Source organism: Vreelandella subglaciescola (assembly GCF_900142895.1).
GTDB lineage: Bacteria > Pseudomonadota > Gammaproteobacteria > Pseudomonadales > Halomonadaceae > Vreelandella > Vreelandella subglaciescola.
This window is the reverse complement of sequence record NZ_LT670847.1, coordinates 2,840,854-2,866,388: the sequence shown is the minus strand read 5'-3', so window position 1 is coordinate 2,866,388 and position 25,535 is coordinate 2,840,854. Positions and strand designations below refer to the sequence as shown.

Annotated in this window: 19 protein-coding genes and 4 tRNA genes; 9 read left to right on the top strand and 14 right to left on the bottom strand. The window is 61.8% G+C overall.

From position 1 onward, the window contains the following. Positions 1-39: 39 nt before the first annotated feature. The 4 genes from B5495_RS13345 to B5495_RS13330 form a co-directional block, all read right to left on the bottom strand. Positions 40-114, bottom strand: a tRNA-Gly gene (locus B5495_RS13345). Between the two features lie 37 nt (positions 115-151). Then, a tRNA-Glu gene (locus B5495_RS13340) sits at positions 152-227 on the bottom strand. A 2-nt stretch (positions 228-229) separates the two neighbouring features. Beyond that, positions 230-304: transfer RNA gene (locus tag B5495_RS13335), tRNA-Gly, on the bottom strand. Positions 305-328: 24 nt separating this feature from the next. After that, a tRNA-Glu gene (locus tag B5495_RS13330) sits at positions 329-404 on the bottom strand. Between the two features lie 295 nt (positions 405-699). On the opposite strand from B5495_RS13330, the gene msrB reads away from it, so the two are divergent. The 4 genes from msrB to htpX all read left to right on the top strand — a co-directional run bounded on the left by msrB (position 700) and on the right by htpX (position 4,429). Further along, positions 700-1,098, top strand: coding sequence for a peptide-methionine (R)-S-oxide reductase MsrB (gene msrB / locus B5495_RS13325; RefSeq protein WP_079554481.1), 399 nt, complete (start codon positions 700-702; stop codon positions 1,096-1,098). 95 nt (positions 1,099-1,193) lie between these two features. Then, positions 1,194-2,183, top strand: coding sequence for a ribosome biogenesis GTPase YlqF (ylqF, locus tag B5495_RS13320; protein WP_079554479.1), 990 nt, complete (start codon positions 1,194-1,196; stop codon positions 2,181-2,183). 53 nt (positions 2,184-2,236) lie between these two features. Continuing rightward, positions 2,237-3,484, top strand: a complete 1,248-nt coding sequence (locus B5495_RS13315) for a pyridoxal phosphate-dependent aminotransferase (protein WP_079554477.1) — start codon at positions 2,237-2,239, stop codon at positions 3,482-3,484. Between the two features lie 39 nt (positions 3,485-3,523). Continuing rightward, entirely contained in the window at positions 3,524-4,429 is a 906-nt protein-coding gene (gene htpX / locus B5495_RS13310; RefSeq protein WP_079554475.1) for a protease HtpX, read from the top strand. A gap of 41 nt (positions 4,430-4,470) precedes the next feature. On the opposite strand, the gene pdxB is transcribed toward htpX, so the two are convergent. Further along, complete coding sequence (gene pdxB, locus B5495_RS13305) at positions 4,471-5,610, bottom strand: 4-phosphoerythronate dehydrogenase PdxB (RefSeq protein WP_079555104.1); 1,140 nt, start codon at positions 5,608-5,610, stop codon at positions 4,471-4,473. 124 nt (positions 5,611-5,734) lie between these two features. On the opposite strand from pdxB, the gene B5495_RS13300 reads away from it, so the two are divergent. Next, a complete protein-coding gene (locus tag B5495_RS13300) occupies positions 5,735-6,016 on the top strand; it encodes a hypothetical protein (RefSeq protein ID WP_079554473.1) in 282 nt (93 codons plus the stop codon). A 21-nt stretch (positions 6,017-6,037) separates the two neighbouring features. On the opposite strand, the gene B5495_RS13295 is transcribed toward B5495_RS13300, so the two are convergent. Both B5495_RS13295 and rlmKL read right to left on the bottom strand, forming a co-directional pair. After that, complete coding sequence (locus B5495_RS13295) at positions 6,038-6,373, bottom strand: glutaredoxin family protein (protein WP_079554471.1); 336 nt, start codon at positions 6,371-6,373, stop codon at positions 6,038-6,040. Further along, positions 6,370-8,604, bottom strand: coding sequence for a bifunctional 23S rRNA (guanine(2069)-N(7))-methyltransferase RlmK/23S rRNA (guanine(2445)-N(2))-methyltransferase RlmL (gene rlmKL / locus B5495_RS13290; protein WP_079554469.1), 2,235 nt, complete (start codon positions 8,602-8,604; stop codon positions 6,370-6,372). Before rlmKL ends, B5495_RS13295 begins: the two co-directional genes overlap by 4 nt. A 440-nt stretch (positions 8,605-9,044) precedes the next feature. On the opposite strand from rlmKL, the gene rmf reads away from it, so the two are divergent. After that, positions 9,045-9,254 (top strand): ribosome modulation factor, encoded by a 210-nt coding sequence (gene rmf, locus B5495_RS13285; RefSeq protein WP_079554467.1) that lies wholly within the window; start codon positions 9,045-9,047, stop codon positions 9,252-9,254. Positions 9,255-9,349: 95 nt separating this feature from the next. On the opposite strand, the gene B5495_RS13280 is transcribed toward rmf, so the two are convergent. From B5495_RS13280 to B5495_RS13260, 5 genes are all read right to left on the bottom strand, one after another. After that, positions 9,350-10,387 carry a quinone-dependent dihydroorotate dehydrogenase gene (locus B5495_RS13280; RefSeq protein WP_079554465.1) on the bottom strand — a complete coding sequence of 346 codons (1,038 nt, stop codon included), beginning with the start codon at positions 10,385-10,387 and terminating at the stop codon, positions 9,350-9,352. Between the two features lie 173 nt (positions 10,388-10,560). Continuing rightward, entirely contained in the window at positions 10,561-15,381 is a 4,821-nt protein-coding gene (locus tag B5495_RS13275) for an NAD-glutamate dehydrogenase (RefSeq protein WP_079554463.1), read from the bottom strand. A gap of 215 nt (positions 15,382-15,596) precedes the next feature. Continuing rightward, positions 15,597-16,721 carry a tRNA (uridine(54)-C5)-methyltransferase TrmA gene (trmA, locus tag B5495_RS13270; RefSeq protein WP_079554461.1) on the bottom strand — a complete coding sequence of 375 codons (1,125 nt, stop codon included), beginning with the start codon at positions 16,719-16,721 and terminating at the stop codon, positions 15,597-15,599. Between the two features lie 57 nt (positions 16,722-16,778). After that, positions 16,779-17,576: a glutamate racemase gene (gene murI / locus B5495_RS13265; RefSeq protein WP_079554459.1), complete on the bottom strand. Its 798-nt coding sequence runs from the start codon at positions 17,574-17,576 to the stop codon at positions 16,779-16,781. 45 nt (positions 17,577-17,621) lie between these two features. Then, entirely contained in the window at positions 17,622-18,182 is a 561-nt protein-coding gene (locus B5495_RS13260) for a hemerythrin domain-containing protein (RefSeq protein ID WP_079554457.1), read from the bottom strand. A 280-nt stretch (positions 18,183-18,462) separates the two neighbouring features. On the opposite strand from B5495_RS13260, the gene B5495_RS13255 reads away from it, so the two are divergent. After that, positions 18,463-19,788, top strand: coding sequence for a replication-associated recombination protein A (locus B5495_RS13255; RefSeq protein ID WP_079554455.1), 1,326 nt, complete (start codon positions 18,463-18,465; stop codon positions 19,786-19,788). A 15-nt stretch (positions 19,789-19,803) separates the two neighbouring features. On the opposite strand, the gene lolA is transcribed toward B5495_RS13255, so the two are convergent. Both lolA and B5495_RS13245 read right to left on the bottom strand, forming a co-directional pair. Continuing rightward, positions 19,804-20,457 (bottom strand): outer membrane lipoprotein periplasmic chaperone LolA, encoded by a 654-nt coding sequence (gene lolA, locus B5495_RS13250; protein ID WP_079554454.1) that lies wholly within the window; start codon positions 20,455-20,457, stop codon positions 19,804-19,806. 170 nt (positions 20,458-20,627) lie between these two features. Then, the gene (locus tag B5495_RS13245; RefSeq protein WP_079554452.1) at positions 20,628-23,804 is read right to left on the bottom strand and encodes a DNA translocase FtsK; all 3,177 of its coding nucleotides are present in this window, start codon (positions 23,802-23,804) and stop codon (positions 20,628-20,630) included. A 162-nt stretch (positions 23,805-23,966) separates the two neighbouring features. On the opposite strand from B5495_RS13245, the gene aat reads away from it, so the two are divergent. Continuing rightward, positions 23,967-24,725, top strand: a complete 759-nt coding sequence (gene aat / locus B5495_RS13240) for a leucyl/phenylalanyl-tRNA--protein transferase (protein WP_079554450.1) — start codon at positions 23,967-23,969, stop codon at positions 24,723-24,725. A 57-nt stretch (positions 24,726-24,782) separates the two neighbouring features. Continuing rightward, positions 24,783-25,520, top strand: a complete 738-nt coding sequence (locus B5495_RS13235; RefSeq protein ID WP_079554448.1) for an arginyltransferase — start codon at positions 24,783-24,785, stop codon at positions 25,518-25,520. Positions 25,521-25,535: the final 15 nt, after the last annotated feature.

The following is a 25,535-nucleotide window of genomic DNA, read 5'->3' as shown; positions in this document are numbered from 1 at the left end:
GAAGTCATTTGAAAGGCCAGTGCTTGAAGACATGCAAACTGGAGCGGGAAAGGAGATTCGAACTCCCGACCCTCGCCTTGGCAAGGCGATGCTCTACCGCTGAGCTATTCCCGCAATCAATCTTTCGTACTGCATGTATCTTGCTGTTCGGTGGCGTCCCATAGGGGGTTCGAACCCCTGTTACCGCCGTGAAAGGGCGGTGTCCTGGACCACTAGACGAATGGGACACTGGAGCGGGAAAGGAGATTCGAACTCCCGACCCTCGCCTTGGCAAGGCGATGCTCTACCGCTGAGCTATTCCCGCAAACCGTTTACCTGACGTGAAAAGTGGCGTCCCATAGGGGGTTTGAACCCCTGTTACCGCCGTGAAAGGGCGGTGTCCTGGACCACTAGACGAATGGGACACTGTATTTCCTCGTCGAGGTGGCGCGTATATTACCCTCGGGGTAAAAACCTGTCAACTTTTTACTGCCGGCGATACGCTTTAACCTCAGGCAGCACAACGACTAACGTTAACGCAGGCGGGCTGATACGCTCACCCCATCGTGAGTGCACCATACGGCACTCAGCTGCAGCGTTCCACAGCTGCAACCAATGCCTGCGGCCAATGTCCACCATTCAGGCGTGCAAGCACGGCACTGACACAATCGTCGTGCAAACAGACGTAAGCAAAGTCATGACAACAGTCAGGAGGCTCTGATGGCTAAACTGGAAAAAACGCCCGAACAGTGGCGCGAACAGCTGACCGACGAGCAGTACCGGGTCACCCGGGAAAAAGGCACCGAACGCCCCTTCACCAGCAACTGCGACGTACAGGATGGCCAAGGCATCTACCACTGCGTTTGCTGCAACGCACCGCTGTTTGAAAACGAGCACAAGTTTGACGCCGGCTGCGGCTGGCCAAGCTTTGACCGCCCGCTTGGTGCGCAAAGCGTAGACAAACACAGCGATGCCAGCCACGGCATGACGCGCACGGAAGTGGTTTGCTCGCACTGCGATGCTCATCTGGGGCACGTATTCCCCGACGGCCCGCCGGACACCACCGGTCAGCGCTACTGCATCAACGGCGTTGCGCTGGATTTTCACGCCGACGAATAAGCTTCCATACACCACGTCCGGGCGCCTTCTGTTAAAATAGGCGCCCGTTTTGCATGCGCCGCCAAGGCTGCCACCCCACCTATCAGGAGAGAGCGATGCTCGGCTGGTTTCCCGGTCACATGAACAAGGCGCGCCGCCAGATCAAGGAAGCGCTGCCCGAAATCGACGTAGTCATTGAAGTACTCGACGCGCGCCTGCCCTACTCCAGCGCCAACCCGATGCTGGCCCAACTGACGCGCCACAAGCCGGTGCTCAAACTGCTCTCCCGCGCGGATCTCGCCGACCCCGAACGCACGGCCGAATGGGTCGCGTTTTTTGATGCCCAGGCCAACACCCGCGCGCTGGCCATTACCACCACCAACGCCCGCGAGCTCAAGCAGATCCCGGCGCTGTGCCATACGCTTGCCGGCCACGTACGCGCTGACCGCGACGTTCGGGTGATGGTAATGGGGATACCCAACGTGGGAAAGTCGACGCTGATCAACGGCCTTGCCGGGCGCAAGATCGCCAAGACCGGCAACGAACCCGCCGTCACCAAGCGTCAGCAAAAGGTTCCCATTGGCGGGCGCGTCTCGCTGATCGACACGCCGGGCGTGCTATGGCCGAAAATCGAAGATCAGGCCAGTGCCTACCGGCTAGCCGCCAGCGGCGCCATTCGTGATACCGCCATCGAGTACATCGATATTGGCATTGTCACCAGCGCCGAACTTGCCAAGCGCTACCCCGAGGCACTTTGCGCGCGCTTCAAGCTGAAAACGCTGCCCGCCTATGGGAGCAGTGAATCTCAGCTGCCGGCCACCGCCGGCGTTGACAGCGACGGCCCCGAGCGCCCGGATTTTCTCGCGCTAGCGGGCTTCGACGGCCAGGCGATTTTACAAGATATTGCCCGCAAGCGCGGCGGCCTGCGCGCCGGTGGCGTCGTCGACTTGCACCGCGGTGCCGAAGTGCTGCTTCACGAACTGCGTGATGGCAAGCTGGGACGGCTGACGCTGGAAACGCCGGCGGATATTCCTCCCCCACCGGACCTCGCCGTCAGCGACACAGACGCCAACGCACCGCCCGACACGCCGACCTCTGACGCCTGAACAGCCACGCGGCTTGTAGCTTCACCGACTCCCGTCTATTTTGGAAACGTACCATGGCAACCCTGCAGCCCCCTGAACCGGCTACGCTCAAAAAATCTCACAAGCTCGACAACGTCTGTTACGACATTCGCGGGCCGGTCCTTGAGCACGCCAAGCGCCTGGAAGACGAAGGCCAGCGCATCCTCAAGCTCAACATCGGCAACCCCGCGCCGTTTGGTTTCGAAGCGCCGGAAGAAATCCTTCAGGACGTGATGCGCAACCTGCCTACCGCGCAGGGCTACTGTGATTCCAAAGGGCTTTATTCAGCGCGCAAGGCCATCATGCAAGAGTGCCAACGCAAGGAAATTCCCGGCGTTGGCATTGAAGATATCTACGTGGGCAACGGCGTCTCCGAGCTGATCGTCATGGCGCTACAGGCGCTGCTGAACGACGGCGACGAGGTGCTGATTCCCGCGCCGGACTACCCGCTCTGGACCGCCGCTGCCAACCTTTCGGGCGGCCACGCGGTGCATTACCTGTGCGACGAGCAGGCCGACTGGGCGCCGGACATGGACGACATTCGGCGCAAGATCACCGCACATACCCGCGCGATCGTGCTGATCAATCCCAACAACCCTACCGGCGCGGTGTATCCGCCCGAAGTCGTTCGCGAGCTGCTCGCCATCGCCAAGGCGCACGATCTGGTGGTGTTTTCCGATGAGATTTACGACAAGATCCTCTACGACGACGTTACCCATACGGCCACCGGGGCACTGGCCGATGACGACCAGTTGGTGATTACGCTCAACGGCTTGTCCAAAAGCTACCGCTGCGCGGGCTTTCGTTCGGGCTGGATGACGCTGTCGGGAACGCGGGCCAAACAGCGCGCCGGCGACTTCATCCAGGGGCTGACAATGCTGGCCTCCATGCGCCTGTGCGCCAACGTGCCCGCCCAGCACGCTATTCAAACCGCACTCGGCGGCTACCAGTCGATCAATGATCTGGTGCTGCCCGGCGGCCGGTTACTGGCCCAGCGCGATATTACCCATGAAAAGCTCAACGCCATTCCCGGGGTAAGCTGCGTCAAGCCCAAGGGCGCGCTGTACGCGTTCCCCCGGCTCGACCCGAAAGTGTTCAACATTAAAAATGACCAGCAGCTGGTGCAGGATTTGCTGCTGCAGGAAAAAATTCTGCTGGTACAGGGCACCGCGTTCAACTGGCCCGAGCCCGACCATGTGCGCATCGTCACCCTGCCCTGGGCCGACCAGCTGGGCGATGCGCTTGACCGTTTCGCCAATTTCTTATCCCGCTACCGACAGTAATCACCATCTTTCAGCCAGGCTTTACGGAGGCCCTTTGCAATGATGCGAATCGTGCTGTTTCTTGCCACTAACCTGGCCGTGCTGCTGGTGGCCAGCATCACCCTGCGCCTGCTCGGCGTCGAGAGCTATCTCACCCGTCAGGGGCTTGATTTCTCGAGCCTGCTGCTTTTCTGCTTTGTCTTTGGCATGGCCGGTTCCATCATTTCGCTGTTTATTTCCAAATGGATGGCCAAGCGCTCTACCGGCACGGTGGTTATCGAAACGCCCTCCAACGCTACCGAACAGTGGCTTGTCGATACCGTGGCCGAGCTTGCCGGCAAGGCTGGCATCAAGACGCCGGAAGTGGGAATTTTTCCCGCTGAGCAGTCCAACGCCTTTGCCACCGGCTGGAACAAGGATGATGCGCTGGTGGCGGTGTCTGCGGGATTGTTGAACCGCATGCGCCCGGAAGAAGTCCGCGCCGTACTGGCGCATGAAATCGGCCACGTGGCCAATGGCGACATGGTGACGCTGGCGCTGATTCAGGGCGTGGTGAATACCTTCGTGATGTTTTTTGCCCGCATCGTCGCCCATCTGGTCGACCAGTTCCTGCGTAGCCGCAGCAACGGCAACGGCGGCCTGGGTTTTTTCGGCTATTTTGCCGTGGTGATAGTGGCCGAAATTGTCTTTGGCATCGCAGCCTCGACGATTGTTGCCTGGTTTTCGCGCTTGCGTGAATACCGCGCCGATGAAGCCGGCGCGCGTCTGGCCGGAAGCGACGCGATGATCAACGCACTCGCGCGGCTGCAAGCCGAAACCCAGGCCCCCGACCAAATGCCGGATACCCTGCGCGCCATGGCGATAACCCAGGGCCAGACCCGATCGCTGATGGAAAAACTCCTTGCCAGCCACCCGCCGCTGGATGAGCGCATTCGCGCCCTCAAGGAAGCGGCGTACCGCCAGTAGCTCGGCCACTCGATATGCCGCCAGCCGCCAGGCAACCGTCGTCAGCGCACCTGAAAGCCCGCCGCGCGCAGCGGCGCGACAAGCACGCGGGCGTCACCCTGCAGCTGCACGCTGAGCGTGGCGAACTCGCGACGCAGCGGATACGCTGCACGGCAGGCGTCAAAGCCTGCTGTCATGCCCTCACACGCGGCGCGGCGGCACAGCGCATCATGATCGCGGCGGGTATCGTAAACCGCGCGAGCGCACAGCCTCAGCGCTTCCTCGACCGGCAGAGCTTCGGCCAGCGTTAATGCAGCGAGTACCGGCGGCGGGCAGATAGCGTCAAGCGTCAGTGCGCTGGGGGCGCCCAGATGCCCGGCAAGCGCCTGATGAATCATTAAGCTCCCGCGCAGTTTGCCATCCAGGCTGTAGCCGGCAATATGCGGCGTGGCAATGGCGGCCTGCTGGTGCAGCGCGGCATCAATCCCAGGCTCGCTCTCCCACACGTCCAACGCCGCGGTGATATCGCCCTGCTCCGCCAAACGCTGATACAGCGCCTGGCCGTCAATGCAGTCGCCGCGCCCTGCGTTTAACACCACGCTATGCGGCGCCAGGGCGGCAATACGGCGGGCATTCAGCAAATGGCGGGTCGCGTGCCTACCCTCTTTCACCAGCGGCGTATGCAGGCACAGCACATCGCAGCGCTCGATTAGCGTATCCAGCCCGGCAAAGCCGGCGCCACCTTCACGTTCGGCGCGGGGCGGGTCGCAGACCCACACCTCCAGCCCCAACCCTTGCAGGCGTGCCTGCACCCGCGCGCCAACGTTGCCGGCCCCCACCACCCCGACCCGGCGCTCAAGCAGCGGCTTACCGTCGCGTTCGGCAAGGGTCAGCAGCGTTGAGAGCACGTAGTCGGCCACCGCCTCGGCGTTACAGCCCGGCGCGCTGGCGAAGCCGATGCCGTGGGCGGCAAGGTAGTCGCGGTCAATATGATCGGTGCCGATGGTGCAAGTGCCCACAAAGCGTACCGGCGTACCGGCCAGCAGCGCCTCATTCACTGGCGTGACCGAACGCACAATCAGGGCATCCGCCTCACGCAGGTGCGCCTGAGTGATCTCGCGCCCGGGCAGACGGGTGACCCGACCAAAAGCCGAAAAACAGGCTTCAGCAGCAGGAATGTTGGCATCCACGATCAGGTGCATAGCGTTTTTCATCTCGTTCTTTACAATAAGCCCCGCCGTTGGCACCGACGGCCAATGCGCCGATGCACGACGTTTAGCGGGAATACGGATTTAGCGGGCAGTGGATATTTAAAGAGGACTTTGTGTGATCGTACGCTGGGAAACCGACCATGACTATGTGCTGATTCATATCCACCAGGATATGTTTGGCGACTGGATTTTCAGCCGCGCCTGGGGCCAGATCGGCACGCAGTTCGGCGGGCTGGAGCACCGCCTGGCGGATAGCCGCGAGCAGGCGCAGATGTGGCTGGATGACGAAGCCACCATCCAACGCTCGCGCGGCTTTCGCAAGGTGCTCGACGTGGACGACGAAAGCCCTGAAGGGCAGCAGGCCATGCGCCAGATGTCGCTGCTCGATGCATTTTAAGCCAACTACCCACACCGCTACCTAGCCTAAATAGCGCCTTCCATGGCGCTGATACGCCGGCGTTGGCGTGGGCTCCGGCGGCGGGGCGAACCATGCCGCCAAAGCCGCTTCATCCAGCCAGCCGCGCTGGCGCAGCCACTCGCCCAGCCGCTCGGGGTCAAGGCCGCGATCAAGCTCGGCGCCATTGGCATCCGCCAGCACCGGAATGCGCACGCCGTAGCGTGCCACCAGCGCCTCATCCTCACTGATCTCGACGTGCTCAAGCGCGACCGGCTCGTTGGCCAGCGTATGCAAAAGCCCCTCAAGCTGGGTACACAGGTGGCAACCCAGCGTGGTGTAAAGCGTTAGCCGGATCATGCCCGCGCCTGCAGCAAAAACACATGGTGCAGATTAGTGCGGCGCTGGAAATCCGGGTCAAAGCTGCGCTCTGATATATCCTCGACCGCGTAGCGTTCGCCCACCGCGTCATCCAGCGTGAAGCGGCGCTGGTTATTGGAAAACACCAGCGTGCCGCCGGGTGCCAAACGCGCCATGGCCAGGTCGATAAGACGCGCGTGATCGCGCTGAACATCCAGCGTGGCGCGCATTTTCTTGGAGTTGGAAAACGTCGGCGGGTCCATGAAGATCAAATCGAACTCGGTACCCGCGGTTTCCAGCCACGCGAAGCAGTCATCGCGTATGACGCGATGGCGCGACGAGTCGAGCTGGTTCAACGCAAAGTTATCCCGCGCCCATTCCAGGTAGGTGTTGGACATATCCACACTCACACTATCGCTGGCGCCGCCCAGTGCGGCCTGCACCGTGGCCGTGGCGGTGTAGCAAAACAGGTTCAAAAAGCGTTTGCCCGCCGCCATTTCGCCCAGCATCCGGCGCACCGGACGATGATCCAGAAACAATCCGGTATCGAGGTAGTCGCGCAGGTTGACCCACACCCGCGCCTGCCCTTCCGTTACCTCAAAGCGCTCGCCGCTGGCCGCGCGTTTCTGGTACTGCGTCTTGCCCGTCTGGCGTTCTCGACGTTTGACGAAGACCCGGCCCGGATCCACGTCCAGCGCTCGGGGCAGCACTTCCAGCGCGTCAAACAGGCGCTTTTGTGCCTGCGCCGGATTCACTGTGCGCGGCGGCGCATACTCCTGAACGTGGACGCGGTCACCGTAAACATCCACCGCTAGCGCGTATTCGGGCATGTCCGCATCGTACAGCCGGTAGCAACTTTCGCCGCTCTGTTTGAGCCATTTTTTCAGCCGCTTGCGATTCTTTAGCAGCCGGTTGGCAAACATCTGCGCGTTTTCTGATACGTGCGGCGCGGGAGACGGCTCGTCGTGACGCACGTCGGCATTTTTACCCACTTTATCAACAGCTGGCGCCGCCTGATCGGCGGGCGCATCTATCGCCATCAACAGCAGCTTGGCGTCCAGCGGGCCATTTTTCAGCGCGTACTGCTTGTGCGCGCGCATCCCCAGCCGATGGCCAAGGTCGGGGTTACCGGTAAACACCGCCAGCGTCCAGCCGGGAAACAGCGCCTTGGCCTTTTCGCCCAACGTGCCGTAAAGGCTGACCAGTTCGGGCAGCTCGCCCAGCCGTTCGCCGTAGGGCGGGTTGGAAATCACCAGGCCGGGGCCGGCCTCATCGCCCAGGCTTTCGCGTGACAGCGCGGCCAGCCCTTGGCCCTGCAGCGTCAGCAACGCGGGAATGCCTGCACGCATGGCGTTGGACTTGGCCGCGGCTAGCGCAGCGGGGCTTTGGTCAAACCCGTAAAACGCGTTTTTACACCGCTTGCGGCCAATCGAGGCGCGCGCCGCGGCCTCGCGCTTAAGCTCTTGCCACTGTGCGGCCTCAAACCGGGCCCAGCCGTGAAAGCCAAAGCGTTTGCGATTCAGGTTGGGCGCCTGATCGGCGGCCATTAACGCGCCTTCGATCAACAGCGTACCTGCGCCGCACAGCGGGTCGACCAGCGGCTCGCCGGCCTTGGCGCGTGCGGGCCAGCCGGCGCGCACCAGAAGCGCGGCGGCCAGATTTTCCTTGAGCGGCGCGTGGCCCACATCCCGGCGATAGCCACGGCGGTGCAGGCTTTCACCGGCCAGATCAATACCCAGCGTCAGCACCTGGCGGTGCAAGTGGGCATAAATCCGCACGTCCGGCGTTTTGGTGTCCACTTCCGGACGCAGGCGCCCGGCGCGACTCAGCGCTTCGACGATCCCGTCTTTTACGGTTTGCGCGCCAAAGCGGGTATGGCGGATATGCTCGCTTCGGCCGTGAAAATCCACCGCCAGAGTGACATCTTCGTTGATATGCTGCGCCCAGCGCACACCAGAAGTCGCCTCGCGCAGCTGTTCGGGCGTATCAATCAGGGTGTCATGGGACAGCCGTACGATGACGCGGTTGGCCAGCCGCGACCACAGGCACAGCCGGTAGGCGGTGGAGTGGCTTGCCGTGGCATACACGCCCGCCACCGTGGTTTTCCCCGGCGCAGCACCCAGCTGGGTAAGCTCATCCGCCAGCAGGCCTTCGATGCCTTTGGGGCAGGTAACCAGCAGGTCTAAAGGTTCGCTGCTGTCTAACGGTTCGTTATGGCTCGGCTCGGTCATGATAATCAGGCGCCGGCGGCGCGGTATTCCTGGTCGGTGAAAGAGTAGATGACAAATAAATTTACGTCTGATGACAATTCAAGGGTCGACAATGTCCCCATCATGGGCTAATCATAAGAGTGTAGCTACGCAATAACGCATGCGTTAAGTATCATGCGCCGCCCTTCCGGATTATTTGGCGCGCGTGATCTGTACAGGGCAACCGGCGGTATGTTCCGCACGTGAGTGCGCAGCACTGTTTGCCGGGCCGGTTCCCACCGCTCTTTGTTTGAAATCAGCTTCCGTGCGGCTGCATTCGCTGGCGGAATCTTCGAAGCGGTCGCGCTGTTAACGTCAAGTGCATAACAAGCAGGCATTGATGCATCACCAGTGCCTGACTCGACTCCTTTTTTCAACAGCGCGCCGCTTTTCTCAAAGGCTTTCATAAAAGAGGTTAGCCAATGAAACGACAAAAGCGTGATCCCTTTCAGCGAGCCTACGTCCGCGGCTACAAGGCCGGCGTTACCGGCCGCTCTCGCGATGAGTGCCCCAGCGACAACGTTAACGTACGCGAATACTGGATGAGCGGCTGGCGAGAAGGCCGCGGCGATCAGTGGGATGGAATGACCGGCGTTTCCGGCATTCACCGAAACCCCACGGTTACCGCCTGAATGCTCCTTTTCCGGCCCTGTCTCTTTTGAGACCGTCATTTTTGACCCAAGGCCGTCATTGTTGACAAAGCAGCGTTCAGGCACGAGAAGCCCGCTTATTCGGCGGGCTTTTTTGTGCGCGCGAGTTCTGCAAGCGCCTTGGCACACTCACCGACCAGCGCCGGCCCTTGATATATCAGCCCTGAATAAAGCTGCACCAAATCCGCTCCCGCAGCGATTTTTTCCCGCGCGGCAGCGCCGCTGTCGATTCCCCCCACGCCGATAATCACGATCTCGGGCAGGTGCTTGCGCAGCTGGCGGATCACGCGGTTGGAGGCCTCGAATACGGGCTTGCCGGAAAGGCCGCCGGCTTCTTCCGCCTGAGGATCGCCCTGCACCGCCTCGCGTGAGATGGTCGTATTGGTGGCAATCACACCGTCAAACCCGTTGCGCGCGATACTTTGCGCCACCAGCTCGACTTCATCGTCCTGCATATCCGGGGCAATCTTTACCAGCAGCGGCACGCGTCGGCCGTGCGTCGTGTTCAGCTCGTTGCCTCGGGTGCGGATCGGCGCCAGCAGCGCATCCAGCTGCTCCCCAAACTGCAGGGTACGCAGCCCGGGCGTATTGGGCGACGAGATATTCACGGTAACGTAGTCGGCATGGGGGTGCACCGCGTCCAGGCACAGCAGGTAGTCGTCCACGGCGTTTTCCACCGCCGTGGTCAGGTTCTTGCCGATATTAATCCCGACCACGCCGCCAAAATGGCGCTTTTTGACCTGCTCGACCAGATGCGCCACGCCGTGGTTATTAAAGCCGAAGCGGTTGATGATGGCGTCGTGCCCGGCCAGACGAAACAGCCGGGGTTTGGGATTACCCGGCTGCGCCCTGGGCGTTACCGTGCCCACTTCAACAAAGCCAAAGCCCAGCGCGCCCAGCGCATCCAGATGGTCGGCATTTTTATCCAGCCCCGCGGCCAGTCCCACGCGATTGCGGAAGGTCAGCCCCAAAAGCTCCACCGGGTCGTCTACTGCGGTGCCCGCCAGCCGACGCACGCCGCCCACGCGATGCAACCAGTCAAGGGACTTGAGCGCCGCGGTATGCGCGGCTTCGGGATCAAGGCGAAAAAACAGCGGGCGGGCAAAATGGTACATCGTCTCTCCAGGCGATTGGCGGGCACGGGCGGCGGCGAGTATAGCGCAAAGCGCAGGCACCGCAAAAAAAGCGCCCCGAGCGGCGTTGTTCACGTCACTCGGGGCGCTTGTGCCGGCAGGATCCGGCGTATCAGCGCAGGGTTGCGCTTAGTTCACAATACCCATTACGGGCGTCATTCGCTGCCGCTTTCCGCCAGACCAACCAGCGCACGCACGGCCACGGCAAACAGCGCAAAGCCGCTTTCGCTACCGCTACGCACCTCGTCAATCAAACGACACCAGCGGCTGTGTAGCTCATGGTTCTGCTCCAGCCACTGAGCGACCTGTTCTCCGGCACTGCCGCTGCCCGCTTCAAGCATGAGCACGCTGGTGGTCAGCGCCAGCTGCTGGCGGTCGATATCGTCGCGGAACGTTTCCCGCGCCTGAGCCTGCCAGGCATCCCGCGCGTCCAACTGAGACACCTGCTGGATCATCCACGGCAGTTCCAGGCGGCTGCCGATCTCGTAGAACACTTCGGCAACGCGCTGCGGCGCTTCATCGGTATGGCGCGCAGCCTGAATAATGCCCAGCCCGGCGTACAGGCTCGGCGCAGCGGCCACGTTGTCGGCCAGCGTCTCGGGCACGCCCGCGTCAACCAGCTCATCGCGGCGCGCTTGCCAGGCCTCGCGTTCTTCGCCGCTCAGCAGCTCGCCAATGTTGTCCTGCAGCGTGGCCAGACGTGGGCCGAAGTATTCAATGGTGTCTTCGACGGAAAGCCCCGTGTGCTGACGCAGGAACCAGCGCGTGGCGCGGCGGATCATGCGCATCAGCCCCAGCATCATCGAATACTGCACGTGACCGGGAACCTTGTTGTCCAGTGCTTCGATATCGGCCCACAGCGCCGGCAGGTTGAAGCTTTCCCGGGCGACGATGTAAGCGCGGGCGATCTCCGCACGGCCCAGCCCGGTGGAGTCCATCAGGCGGCGTACAAAGACCATGCCCATGTGATCCACCAGATCGTTTGCCACCTGAGTGGCAACGATTTCGCGATTCAGGCGGTGATCGTTCATTTCCTCGGTATAGCGCTCGACCAGCACCTTCGGGAAGAGGCGCTCAATATGCTGATGCACGTAGCTGTCGTCCGGCACATCGGATTCGATCAGGTCACCCTTGAGCGTGCTCTTGGCGTACGAAATCAGCACCGAAAGCTCGGGCAGGAGCATTCCCTGAGCATTGGCCGCGCGCTCTTTGAGCACGTCATCTTCGGGTAGGAACTCAAGTTCGCGGTCGATTTCACCGGCCTCTTCAAGCTCGCTGATAAACCGACGATAGGGCGCGATGCTCTGCTGAGACAACAGTTCGGAAAGGTCCAGCGCCTGGGTCTGGCGATAGTTGTCCTTGATCACCAGCTCGGCCACTTCTTCGGTCATCTCCGCCAGCAGCTGATTGCGCTGTTTGTCGGTCATGTCGCCGCGCTTGACCACTTCGTCGATCAGGATCTTGATGTTGACTTCATGGTCAGAGCAGTTGACCCCGCCGGCGTTGTCGATGAAATCGGCGTACACGCGAATACCGTTGGCCGCCGCTTCCATCCGGCCACGCTGGGTGCAGCCCAGGTTGCCGCCTTCGCCGATCACGCGGCAGTTAAGCTCGGCGCCGTTGACGCGCAGCGCGTCGTTGGCCTTGTCGCCCACGTCGGCGTCGGTTTCGTCAGCGCCTTTCACGTAGGTGCCAATGCCGCCGTTCCATACCAGATCCACCTTGGCGGTGAGCATGGCGTGGATCAGCTCGTTGGGCGCCAGCCGCTCCTCGCTGATGCCGAATGTCTGCTGCATCTGCGGGGTGATGGCGATTGATTTGGCGCTGCGGCTGAAGATGCCGCCACCCTCGGAAATCAAAGACTTGTCGAAGTCTTCCCAGCTGGAGCGCGGCATATCGAACAGCCGCTGACGCTCGGTAAAGGTGGGCCCGGCATCCGGTGTCGGGTCAACGAAAATATGCAGATGGTTAAACGCCCCGACCAACTCGATCTGATCAGACAGCAGCATGCCGTTGCCGAACACGTCGCCGCCCATATCCCCGACGCCGACCACGCTGAAAGTGTCGCTCTGGGTATTGACGCCAAGCCCGCGGAAGTGGCGCTGGACCGATTCCCAGGCACCCCGGGCGGTAATCCCCATTTTCTTGTGGTCATAGCCATTGGCACCGCCGGAGGCGAACGCGTCGCCCAGCCAGTGGCCGTATTCCAGCGAAATTTCGTTGGCAATATCGGAGAACGTTGCCGTGCCCTTGTCAGCTGCCACCACCATATAGGCATCGTTATCATCGTGGCGCACTACGTTATCGGGCGGCACGACGTCGCCGCCGTCGAAGTTGTCGGTGACGTCCAGCAGCGCGCGGATAAAGGTCTGGTAGCAGGCAATGCCTTCATTTTGCCGGGTTTCACGGTCGGCGTTTTCGGGCATGCGTTTGCACACAAAGCCGCCTTTGGCGCCTACCGGCACGATGACCGCGTTCTTGACCTGCTGCGCCTTGACCAGCCCCAGTACTTCGGTGCGGAAATCTTCCAACCGGTCAGACCAGCGCAACCCACCGCGCGCCACTTTGCCGCCGCGCAGATGTACGCCTTCCACCCGGGGCGAGCAGACAAAAATCTCGTAGGCCGGGCGCGGCTTGGGCATACCCGTCACTTTCGAGGGCGCAAGCTTGTAGGCAATATAATCCTTGTACCCGCCGTCTTCGTCGCGCTGGTAATAGTTGGTGCGCAGCGTGGCCTGGATCAGCTCCATGAAGCGACGCAGCAGCTGGTCGTCATTCAGGCTGTCGACGTTTTCCAGATGGTCGTTGATGCGCGCCAAACAGGCTTCGCCGTCGTGTGACTCAATGTCAGGATCAAACCGCTGCTTGAACAGCTCCACCAGCTCGCGGGTAATATCCGCGTAGTTGTTCAGCGTCGTGGCGATATAGTCTTGCGACATGCCAAAGCGGATCTGCTTGAGGTAGCGGGCATAGCCGCGCAGCATCGCCACTTCGCGCCAGTCAAGCCCGGCGCTGATGATCAGCCGGTTGTAGGCGTCGTTGTCGGCCTCGCCTGACCAGATGCGCTTGAACGCCTGAGTGAAATCTTCACGCATGTCGCTCAGGCTGATCTCGGCGCCGCTGTGCTCCAGGTTGAAATCGTGAATCCAGTAGTATTGCTCTGGCGCGTTGATTTCATAAGGCCGCTCGCCGACCACGCGCAGCCCCAGGCTTTCCATCATCGGTAGCACGTCAGACAGCGGAATCTGGGTGTGGCGATGGTATAGCTTGAGCTTGACACCGCCGTTCTGCTCTTCCAGCGGGCGATAGTGAGACAGCGCCAGATCGTCTTCGTTATCCAGGTCCAGCAGATGCTGTACGTCGTACACGGCGGTGCGGGCGCTGAAATCTTCCCGGTAGCTGGCGGAAAACGCTTCGTGAAAGTCATCCATCAGGTGATTGGCGCGTTCTTCGCCAAAGCCTTCGACCATTGCTGCCTGCAGCTCGTCGCGCCAGCTGCGCGCCAGCTGCGCGATTTTCTTCTCCAGCCGCGCAAGGTCAAACTGGCCGGGGCTATCGCCGTTGAAACGCAGAATCAGCTGGATGCGCGCCAGCACCGACTCGGACAGGTACGTATTGAAGTCGCCAAAGTGGGCGTCCATTTCTTCGCACAACAGCCGCTGGATATTCTGGCGCAGCTGGGTCGAGAACACGTCACGCGGCACAAAAATCAGGCAGGAGTAAAACTTGCCGCTGATATCTTCACGCACGAACAACCGCACCTGACGACGCTCGCGGATGTTAAGGATGCCCAGCGCCGTGCTCGCCAGCGCATCGGTATCGATGTGGAAGAGGTCATCGCGCGGGTACACTTCCAGCACCTGCAACAGCTGCTTGCCGTTATGCCCCTGGGAGCTGAAGCCGGCAACGTCCATTACCGCCTTGAGCTTGCGCCGCAGTAGCGGAATATGGCGCGGCGATTCGTTATACACGGTCGCGGCCAGCAGACCGAAAAAGCGTCGCTCACCGATAACGTTGCCATCGTCGTCGTAACGGTCAACGGTGATGTAGTCCGGGTAGGTCGGGCGGTGCACGCGCGAATGGTGGGCGCTTTTGGCAAACGACAACAGCTGCGGCACCAGCAGGTAGCCATTCTTTTCGTCGATGCCTTCCTGCGTGCGGATGCGCTCGCCGTAGCGCGGCTGATCCAGGCGGAACACGCCCTGTACGCTTTCCGGGTCGCGCTTGAGCGCGCCGTTTTCGAGCACGTATTCGTCGTAGCCCAGAAAGGTAAAGTTGTCATTGAGCAGCCATTCGAGAAACGCGATGGCTTCTTCGTGGTCGTCGGGATCAATCTGCGGCGGGCAGACTTTTTCAAGCTCCTGAATCGCGTCGCGAATGCGCGTGCACATGCTGTCGTAGTCGTTAACCGCCGTACGCACGTCGCGCAGCACGTCGTGCAGCTCCTGCTCGATGGCGGCCAGCGAATCGGGGTCGCTGTGGCGGTCGACTTCGATGACGATCAGCGATTCGCGCATCTCAGGCGCGTTATCGCCCTGGGCCGGCACGACGTTTTCCAGCTCGTGACCGGCACTACGCTCTACGGCAAGCACGGCGTTCTGGATGGCGTGAACGGTGAGGCCACGGCGATTAAGCGCAATGCGTACCGAGTCCACCAGAAACGGCATGTCCTTGTGCAATACGGCCACAAAGGTATGGGTGGACTGCCAGCCGTGCTCTTCAAAATCGGGGTTGAATACCTGCACCTTGGGACTGGCAAGGTCATGATGCTGCAAAAACTGCCAGATCGAGAGCGTGGCGCCATAAAAGTCATCCAGACGCCGGTTAACCAGATCTTCCACGGGCACCGTGGCGTAGAACTGCTGCGCAAAGGCATCAATAGCCTCTGCACGCTTAGGCTCCAGACGCGCTTCCAGCCGCTCCTGTAGCTGTTTCAGCAGATCCTGCCGGCTTTCCTCAATCGCAACGTAATGCATCCATCACCTCGACTGCCAAGACCGCATCCGGCCAAAAAAATGAAGGAAGAGAGGCTTTTAAGCCTGTCTTTGGGCTAGCTTACGCCAGCTGAGCAAGTGACCCAAGCCCTTAATCACTTGCTCATGGTGCATACCGCTTGCGCATGACGCCGAGAGCCAAGCGTTTGTTTCTGCCTTTATTTTACGCCACTGAGCGTTTGCGTTCGGCACACGGGCTATACGTTTTCACGCCGCGTCAGCATTACCCCGCATTCGCAGTGGTCGGTAAACGGAAACTGGTCAAACAGGGCAAAGCGTTCAATGCGGTGGGTGCGCGTCAACAGGCCAAGGTTTTGCGCCAGCGTTTCGGGGTTGCAGGAAATGTACACGATGCGCTCATAGCCGCTGATCTGCGCACAGCTGGCGTCGTCCAGCCCTGCCCGCGGCGGGTCCACCAGTACGGTAGAAAAATCATAGCCGTCCAGCGCCATCTCTGCCACGCGGCGGCCGTGCTTCTCCCCTTTTAGCGCCAGCGCAAAGTCTTCGGCCGACATCCGCGCGACATGGACGTTGTCCACGTTATTGGCCTGCAGGTTGACCTGGGCGCTGGCCACCGACGTGCGCGAAATCTCGGTCGCCAGCACGCGGCGAAAATTCTCGGCCAGCGCGATAGTGAAGTTGCCGTTGCCGCAGTACAGCTCGACCAGATCCTGCGCTTGACTGCCGGCCGTTACGTCCCGCGCCCATGCCAGCATTTTTTGACATACCTGCGCGTTGGGCTGGGTGAAGCTGTTTTCTACCTGCTGGTAGGCAAACGCTTTACCGTCCACGTGCAAATGCTCCCAGACGTGATCACGGGTCAGCACCAGACGCTGCTTACGCGAACGGCCGATAATCATGATGCCCAGTGATTGTTCGAGCGCCCGCGCTTCGGCTTCCCAGACGTCATCCAGCGGGCGGTGATACACCAGCGTCACCAGCGCCTCGCCGGACAGCGTGGTCAGAAACTCGATTTGAAACAGCTTGCGGCGCAGCGTCTCGCTGGCCAGAAACGCCTCGCGCAGCGGGGGCATCAGCGCGTTGATCGCTTCACTGGCAACGGCGTACTGGTCAAGGCGCACCGTCCGCTTGTTTTTACGCCCGTTGTCGCCCTCGCCTGCCTCGACTTCAAACATGGCATAGAACACGTCGTCGCCTTCGTGCCACAGACGAAACTCGCAGCGCTGGCGGTAGTGGCTCGGTGGCGAGTCGTGCACCTCCAGCGCGGGCGTGTCAAACGCGGCAAAAAGGTGGGTGACGGCATCGCGTTTGGCCGCAAGCTGGGCGTCGTAGTGCTGCGGCTCCACCTGGGGAATGGCCAAGGGCGTCTCCTCGTCTGGGTACGTTTTAGGGGGATATTGCCTGAAAAGCCGGCGAGCCTAACATGCGGCGACCGGCAAATATTCGGGCCGTTGAAAACCGTAGGCGGCCAGCGCGTGCGCAAGCGCTGGTCGGGGCGCTGTGGCAAACGCCTGACCGCTTTCGTCGCTGGCGTTCAGCAGCGGCGCGACCAGCTGGCCCACGCGCCGAGCGATGGCGTCACCGGAATCCACCCAGGCAAGCGGCAGCGGTGAAAGCGCGGCAAGCCAGGGGGTAAGCAGCGGAAAATGGGTACAACCCAACACCACCGTATCCAGCGGCGAGCTGGCGCTGGCCGCTTTCCACAACGGGGTTAACGCCGCGTTCAGGCGTGCAGGATTGGGGGAAGCACCGCCCAGCCAGGCTTCGGCCTCGGTCACCAGCGCATCCGCCGCGACGAAGGTCACCCGGCAGTCGGCGGCAAAGTGTTCGATCAGCCGCTGGGTATAAGGCCGCCTGACCGTGGCCGTGGTGGCCAAAAGCCCGAGATGGCGTGTCTGGCTGAGCGCCGCTGCCGGCTTGATGGCGGGCACGGTGCCCACCACGGGAATCGCCAGCGCCCGGCGAAGCGGCTCCAGCGCCAGCGTGCTGGCCGTATTGCACGCCACCACCAGCACGGCCGGCCGGCAGGCTTCCACCGCAGCACGGCACACGGCGACGATGCGCTGCGTCAGCACCTCGTCGGGGCGCAGGCCGTAAGGCAGCCAGGCGTTATCGCAGGCATAGCTCAGCGCCGCGCCGGGATAGTGCTGGCGCAGGGCGGCCGCCACGGAGAGTCCGCCAACGCCGGAATCAAAAATCAGCACGGAGCCGGCCATGGCTTGAACGCTATCTCCTGAACGCGGTGAGTGGCAGGGCTGCTATCAAGAGCCCTGCGAGTCGAGCGGTGGCACGTCGGCCTCCTGCAGCTCGGCGTAAAGCTCGGGGTAGGATTCCTGCAAACGCTCGATTATCTGGTCGGCCTTCACCGGCATCGCTTTGACAAAGGCCTCGGTGTCTTCGGCATCAAAGCGTTTATCCAGCAGCGGAAACAACTCCTCACGCTCTTGGCGCAGATATTCGCGGTGCGCGTCCAGATACTGCTTCAGGTCCTCGGCAAAGCGGTCCATCGGCAGCACGTTATCCATTAGCACCATGTCGATATCGTCTGACAGGTGCTCAAGGCGGGGCTTGAGCTTGCGGTAGTCGGCCAGCAGCTGCTCGGCCATGTCGGCATGCTCGGGCACGTGTGCCTTCAGCCGCTCGACAAAACCTTGCTCAAGCGAGACGGCAAACTCTTCCATATACGACAGGATATAGTCCACCACCTCACGCATCAGGTGAAAGTTGGGACGTTCTCCCTGCTGCAGAATCTTGTACTTCAAATCCAGCACATGAAGCATTCGCTCCATGTTGGCATGATCCAGGCTCAGTTGATTAATCATGATGCCGCCTCCTTTGTTCCGCGCATGCCCAAAGGCTTTGCACGTACCACGGTGCGCGATACGTGCCTGATAAATAAGCCTGAAGCCGGTGCACGGCGGGTGTCTTGCGCTTGACGTGTGTGCGTGTTTTTTGTTCTCGGCTTTTAAGCTCGACTCTTTTCGCGCCGGCTGAAACAATTATGGCTAACAGTAGCTTGGCGCCGACTTGATTACCACCGTAGAACCACGGTACCTGTTATTAACGACAGCTCATGGCACGGCGTTGTTCAACGGAGTTTGCATGGATCTTTTTTCTTCTTCACCCGATCAGGCCCCGCTGGCTTACCGCATGCGCCCGCGTCAGCTGGCCGATTATATCGGCCAGCAAGCGCTGGTCGGCGAAGGCAAGCCGCTCAGGCACATGGCCGACACGGCTACCGTGCGCTCGATGATTTTATGGGGGCCGCCGGGCGTGGGCAAGACCACCCTGGCAGAAATACTCGCCAACGCCTCGGGCGCACGGCTGGAATCCCTCAGCGCGGTCATGGCCGGCGTCAAGGACATCCGCACCGTGGTCGAACGTGCCCACGCGTTTGCTCCCACGCCGGTGGTGCTGTTTCTGGATGAGATTCACCGCCTGAACAAGAGCCAGCAGGATGCCCTGCTGCCTCACGTTGAGTCGGGGCTGTTCACACTAATCGGCGCGACCACCGAGAATCCCTCGTTTGAAGTGAATTCGGCGCTGTTATCCCGCGCCCGGGTGTATGTCTTGAAGCCGCTCACTCACGCAGAGCTCGTTCAGGTGATGCATCAGGCGCTGGCCGATACCCACAACGGCCTCGGGGAGCGACGCATCCACACAGAAGACGGTGTGCTGGATGCGCTGGCCCACGCTAGTGCCGGCGATGCGCGACGCGCGCTGGGGCTACTCGAAACCGCCTGCGACTTCACCACCACAACTCACGGCGGCGAAACGCTGGCGCTTGCTGTGCTGGACGACGTCATCGGGCATCAGGCCAGCGCGTTTGATAAGCAGGGGGACGGCTATTACGACCTGCTCTCGGCGATTCACAAGTCGATCCGCTCATCGCGGCCGGACGCCGCGCTGCTCTACATTGCCCGGTTCATTCAGGGCGGCGGCGACCCGCTGGACGTGATCCGCCGGCTCACCGCGATTGCCTCGGAAGACGTGGGCAACGCCGACCCGCGCGCCCTGCCGCTGGCCGTTGCCGCCTGGGATGCCTACCTGCGGCTGGGCGATTATGAAGGGCAGCGGGCCATGGCCCATGCGGCCATCCACCTGGCCGTGGCACCCAAAAGCAACCGCATTGACCGCGCGTGGAAAGCCGCTCAGGCGTTCGCGCGGGAACAGCCGCAGCTCGACGTACCCACCTACCTGCGCAATGCGCCGACCAAGTTGATGGAAAGCCTGGGGCACGGTGACGGCTACCGCTACGCCCACAGCGAACCCGACGGCTATCCCGCCGGCAGCGCGCACGACTGCTGGCCCGAAGCGCTTCCCCACGCCGCGTTTTACCAGCCCAGCGAGCTGGGACATGAACAGCGTTTTGCCGCGATTATGGCCTGGCGCGCCGCCCGCGACGCCGAAGCCGACGGGCAGCGCTAAAGATGAAACAGGCGCTTAGGGCGCCTGTTCGCGGATCACGTCAACGCCATCGGGAATATCAAAGCGGAAGCGCTCGTCATCAATCGGTGTGTTTTGGCTAATCGCAGAAAACCGGATCGCGGTACGCTGGCCGGTGCTATCGGTCATCCACAGCTCGGTGAGCGTTTCACCGTTAAACGTCATGCTCAGCTCTTCAAACAGCGTATCCGGCGAGACGGGAATCAGAGTGAAGATGTCATCGCCTTCTTCCTGCTCGTAGAACACATCAAAGCTGTCGGTCAACTCACCGGCGCTACCCGAAAGTAACAGCGCCGGCGTATAAGTCACGCGGTTATCCAGGCCCTGCACCGTGACCTGCTCCAGATCCGGATCAAACAGATAAACCTCTTCGCCGTTGGACACCACGGTCTGGCTATAGGGAGCGTCAACTTCCCAGCGCAGCATGCCCGGGCGCGACAGCCACATTTCGCCCTGCACTTGCTGTAAGCGCTCGCCGCCGCTGCCCAGAATCTGCTGATCGAACTCAGCCTCATAGGTTTCCAGCGGGTCGAGCCGTTCAGTCAACCGCTCGGCGGCTTCGTTCGCCCACGCCTGAGGGGCGGCTATAAAGCCCAGCGCACTGGCCGCAAGCGCGAATGAAAACGATCGCTGTGTCTTGGTGTGGCGCATATGTTTCTCCTTAAAACCCTGTCGGTTAGCGGCGTATTCGGAATTCGGACGACACTAGCATGATATAGCGGCTTCGTATGAATACATCATCTGACAAATAAGACGCAAAAAGCGCCGCCGGGTTTCCCCCGCCGGCGTTTCTCCTTGAGCTTTGCACCTTCTGGTACGTCTTAGTCGCCAATCGGCGGCGGCGCCAGCACCTCACGGGCGCCGTTGTTGCCCATCCGGCTAACCACGCCGGCGCTCTCCATGGCATCTACTAGACGCGCTGCGCGGTTATAACCGATCTTGAAGCGCCGCTGTACCGACGAAATTGAGGCCTTTTGCGTCTGGGTTACAAACTGCACCACTTCATCGTAGAGCGCATCTTTCTCGGCGTCATCGTCGGCCCCTTCTGCTTCAAGGCCGGCTAGTGCGTCGGCCGATACGCCGCCGGAGAGAATCTCCTCGATATATTCAGGCTCACCGCGGCGTCTCAGGTCGTCCACCACGCGGTGGACTTCATCATCGTCGACAAAAGCGCCGTGTACGCGGTTAGGTGGGCCTGAACCGGCGGGCAGATAGAGCATGTCGCCGTGGCCGAGCAGACTTTCGGCGCCGCCCTGATCAAGAATGGTGCGCGAGTCAATACGCGACGACACCTGAAACGCCATCCGCGAGGGGATATTGGCCTTGATCAAGCCGGTGACCACATCGACCGAGGGACGCTGGGTCGCAAGAATCAGGTGGATACCCGCGGCGCGTGCCTTTTGCGCCAGCCGGGCGATCAGCTCTTCGACCTTTTTGCCCACGATCATGAACATGTCGGCAAATTCGTCGATCACCACCACGATATACGGCAGCTTTTTCAACACCGGCGGCGTCTGGTGCATTTCCCACGGCTGGGGTTCCCACAGCGGATCAGCCACCTGGGCACCGGCGCGTTCGGCCTCGTCCAGCCGGGCATTAAAGCCGGCAATGTTGCGCACGCCCATGGCCGCCATCAGCTTGTAGCGCCGCTCCATTTCGGCGACGCACCAACGCAGGCTGTTAGCCGCTTCCTTCATGTCGGTGACCACCGGCGCCAGCAGGTGCGGAATGCCGTCGTACACCGAAAGCTCAAGCATCTTGGGGTCAACCATGATCATCTTGAGTTCATCGGGTTTGGCTTTTAACAGCATGGAAATCAGCATCGCATTGACGCCAACCGACTTCCCCGAGCCGGTGGTACCGGCCACCAGCAGATGAGGCATCTTGCCGAGGTTGGCGACCACCGCGCCGCCGCCGATATCCTGACCCAGCGCCATGGTGAGCGGTGACGTTTCCTGCTGATAGCGGTCGGAATCGATCACCTCGCGCAGGCGGATCATCGCGCGGCGCGGGTTGGGAATTTCGATACCCACCGTCGGCCGGCCGGGAATCACCTCCACCACACGCACGCTCTTGACCATCAGTGAGCGCGCCAGATCCTTCGACAGGTTGGTGATTTTGGAGGCTTTGACGCCTGCCGCCGGTCTGATTTCAAAGCGCGTAATGACCGGCCCCGGCCAGGTTTCCACCACCTCGGCCTTGACGCCGTATTCGCTCAGGCGCACTTCCAGCAGCTCGGCCATATCGGTAAGCTCTTGGTCGGTGTAGTTGGGCTGGTGCGGCTCGGGCGGCGTGAGCAGGCGCAGGCTGGGCAGATCGCCTTCGGGTTCGGGCATATCATCAAGCACCGGACGCTGGCTTTGCAGGTGCTCCACCGTCCATAGTGCCGGCGCGGCGGTGCCTGGCTGGGGTTCGGGGTCGGGCACAGCCGGCAGGGGTACATCGTCGTCGTCCCATACGGGCTCGGGCACCACCTCGGGGCTGCGCGGCGACGCCAGAACAGGCTCGGGCTCGGGCTCGGGCTCGGGCTCGGGCTCGGGCTCGGGCTCGGGCTCGGGCTCGGGCTCGGGCTCGGGCTCGGGCTCGGGCTCGGGCTCGACATAAGCATATGCCGCTAGCGTTTGCGGTTCTGGCGTTTCTGCTCCTCGCTCTTCCGGCTCGAACGACGTTGCCGGCTTAAACGGTGCTACCGGCTCAGGCGCCTCTTCCGGTTCCGGAGCCGAGGCGTATACCGCCGGTTCGCGCTGAAACTCGGGCTCGGGTGCGGGTTCAGGTTCGGGGTCGCGCCAAAATTCAGGCTCAGTCTCAGGCTCGGGTGCCGAAGCCGGCTGCGCAGCAAGAGTGGGCTCACGGCGCCCGTACAGCACGCTGCCGTTATCGGCCGTGTCTGCAACGTCCGGGCGCTCCGGGACTTTTTCTGGCTCAGGTGCTGTCGCAGCGTCTTCTTCGGCTGCGGCGCCTTCGGCCTCAGCGTCATGCGCATACGGCTCGGGTAAAGGCGGTTCAGGCGCATGGGCTTCAGATGGAGTCGCTGCTTCGGTGACCGGCTGATCCTCAGCCTGCTCGGCGGCTTTGCCGGTAAAGTGCGCCGCGGCGTTCCAGGGAATATCGGTATCGTCAGCCTCCACGGAGGCCTCAGCGGTGGCGGGCGCCATCGCGGCAGTGGAAAAGCTTGGCTCGCGCTTACCCGTGGGCTGCGCTGCCTGGGCGGTGTCGGCCGCCTTCGGCGCCGGTGATGGGCGGGCTACCGCCGGCTCGGGGCGGGGCTCGCTCTTCCGGTTATCCCGCTTGGGTGGCCTGGCCTTGGCGCGCGCCGCTTTGCGCGTCTTGAACCAACCGCTCAGGCGACACGCGCGGCGTCCCGCCTCATCAGCCACCTGTAGCCAGGAAACGCCGCTAAACAGCGGGAAGCCGCTAAGCATCAGCGCAGCGGCGATCAGCCCCACGCCGGCGCTGCCGACCAGCAACCGCAGTGCGCCGACCAACCCTTCCCCCAGGATGCCGCCGGAACCATACGGCAGCACGCTTTCCGGGTGGTAAAAATGCAGCGACCCCAGCATGGTGGTGCCCAGCAGCATCAGCAAAAACCCGCCGGCGTGTACCGCAAGCGATACCGGATCCAGTACGAAGCGCACCTGACGCGAACGCATCAGCCACCAGGCGGCAAAGCCGCATATTCCCGGCCACCACAGCGCGCTGGCACCCAGCAGGGAATACAGCACATCGGCAAGCCACGCGCCCACCGCGCCCATCCAGTTGGCGACGCCGTTTTCCGGGCCGCGATACGACCACCCCGGATCGCCCGGCTGGTAGCTTAGAAGCGCCAGTAGCAAGAAAACGCACAGCGCCAGCAGCGCAACCACCACGCCTTCACGCGCGGCTCCCTGCAGGCGCACGCCCATCCGCCGCGCTTTATTCGTGGCGGCCTTGACGCGCCCCTGCGGCGTCGTTCTGGACGCGTGCGACTTTCGCTTGTCTCCCGCTTTATTTACTGTCAAGCGACTCTCCCTTTACACCTAAACCATATATAACCACAACGTTACCTGACACGGCCGGCGCTGCCCTGCAGCATTCTCGAACGGCCGTCGAGATGGCATCATACCGAGCATCCTTCTGCCGTCACAGGGCTTCACGCCACCTGCCCGTCACCGGAGCGCACCATGCTACCTTGGCTATCGTCGCCAACGCCCGTCTTTCCACCGCCGGATTCGGCGCTTGATGCGCCCAACGGCCTGCTGGCCGCCGGGGGCGAGCTGACGCCCCACTGGCTGGTCAGCGCTTACCGCCACGGCATTTTTCCGTGGTACAGCAACGGCGACCCGATTCTGTGGTGGAGTCCCAGCCCACGCATGGTGCTCAAGCCTGAGGCCTTTAAACAGCGCCGCAGCCTGACCAAGCGGCTGCGCCACGGCGGTTTTCGCGTCACGCTCAATCAGGATTTCCCCGGCATCATGCGTGCCTGCGCCGCGCCGCGTGACGCTGAAGACGGCACCTGGATCACTGCTGAAATGCACGCCGCGTATTGTCGGCTACACCGGCTGGGCATTGCCCACAGCCTGGCGGTATATCAGGACGATGCGCTTGTCGGCGGGCTTTACGGCGTGGCCATGGGGCCGGTCTTTTTTGGCGAGTCCATGTTCTCGCTCAGACCCGACGGCTCCAAGGTCGCGCTTGCCTACCTGACCGCCGCCATGCGTACCCACGGCGGCAAGCTCATCGACTGTCAAATGCACACGCCGCACCTGGAAAACCTCGGTGCAACGACCATAGCCCGCTCAACGTTCCTCGACTATCTTGAAACATGGCTACCCGACGTCGGTTTTAGCGCTCCTGACGACAACACAGCTACGCCGCATGTGCCAAAGGCCGAGTGGCTTGACGCCCTGGCCGATGACGATAACGCCCGTCTTGTGCGTTAACGCCATGCGCCGTGCCCCGCTTGTCCGTGCCCGGAGATGCATCCAAGGAGGCCAGCCGTGAGCAGCAATGCGTCCCATCACCCGGCAAAGGATTTACGTTTTTTTCTGACGGTGCCCCACGCCTGCAGTTATCTGCCCGGCCGTGAAGCCACGACGCTGTTTCTTGATCCTGAAGAAACGCCGGCTGCAGGCGTTTACGATGCGCTGACGTTACAGGGGTTCCGGCGCAGCGGTCGTCACCTGTATCGCCCGCACTGCGAAAACTGCAGCGCCTGCCGCTCGGCGCGTATTCCGGTGGAAGATTTTCATCCCGGCCGCACCCAACGCAAAATTCTCCGGCGTAATGCTGATATTCAAACGCGCCTGCTGTCCGCCCGTTGGGTGCCGCAACACTACGCGCTATATGCGGCGTATATCCGCGCTCGCCACGCCGACGGCGAAATGTACCCGCCCAGTCGCGAGCAATACCAGACGTTTCTCACCCTTGACCAGCCCTACGCACAGCTGCTGGAAATGACGCTGGACGAGCGGCTGGTCGGCGTGGCGGTCTTCGACCAGCTGGACCACGGGCTGTCGGCCATTTATACCTTTTTTGACGTTGATCCGCAGCTGGACAGGCGCTCGCTGGGTACTTTTGCTATCTTGAAGCTCGTGGAGTTGGCGCAACAGCGAGGCCTGCCCCATGTTTATTTAGGTTATTGGATTGAGCAGTGTCGAAAAATGCGCTACAAAAAGGCGTTTTCGCCACTTGAGGTGCTGGATGGACGGCGCTGGCGGCGGCTTATCTCGCCCTGACGCCGGCTTTTTTGC